The following is a 608-nucleotide window of genomic DNA, read 5'->3' as shown; positions in this document are numbered from 1 at the left end:
ACCGAAGGGAAGCGCCCGGAGGAAAGCCCGAGAGGGTGAGTACAAAGGAAGCGACCGTTCCTTGAGAACTCAACAGCGTGCCAAAAGTCAACGCCAGATATGTTGATACCCCGACCTGATCGGTTCGATCGGGTTGAGGTTCCTTTGAAAAACACAGCGAGGACGCTGTGAACGGTCGGATCATTCCTCCGACTGTTCCGCTCTCGTGGTGTCGACCGGATTACCGGTAAACATTCACGGAGAGTTTGATCCTGGCTCAGGACGAACGCTGGCGGCGTGCTTAACACATGCAAGTCGAACGATGAACCACCTTCGGGTGGGGATTAGTGGCGAACGGGTGAGTAACACGTGGGCAATCTGCCCTGCACTCTGGGACAAGCCCTGGAAACGGGGTCTAATACCGGATACTGACCCTCGCAGGCATCTGCGAGGTTCGAAAGCTCCGGCGGTGCAGGATGAGCCCGCGGCCTATCAGCTAGTTGGTGAGGTAATGGCTCACCAAGGCGACGACGGGTAGCCGGCCTGAGAGGGCGACCGGCCACACTGGGACTGAGACACGGCCCAGACTCCTACGGGAGGCAGCAGTGGGGAATATTGCACAATGGGCG

At 58.4% G+C, this 608-nt stretch carries 1 protein-coding gene and 1 rRNA gene; one reads left to right on the top strand and one right to left on the bottom strand.

Annotated features, from left to right (window positions below; translation table 11 throughout):
- On the bottom strand, nucleotides 1-184 hold a 184-nt coding region (locus IE142_RS37250), incomplete at its 3' end, for a hypothetical protein (protein WP_229831271.1).
- Between the two features lie 49 nt (nucleotides 185-233).
- Between IE142_RS37250 and IE142_RS35415 the strand changes: the two genes are divergently transcribed.
- A 16S ribosomal RNA gene (locus tag IE142_RS35415) occupies nucleotides 234-608 on the top strand; the annotation flags it as partial.

It is taken from the genome of Streptomyces mutabilis (assembly GCF_014649815.1).
In the GTDB taxonomy this organism is placed as follows: domain Bacteria; phylum Actinomycetota; class Actinomycetes; order Streptomycetales; family Streptomycetaceae; genus Streptomyces; species Streptomyces mutabilis.
Note: the sequence above shows the minus strand (reverse complement) of the source record. Positions and strands in the feature narration are given on the sequence as shown.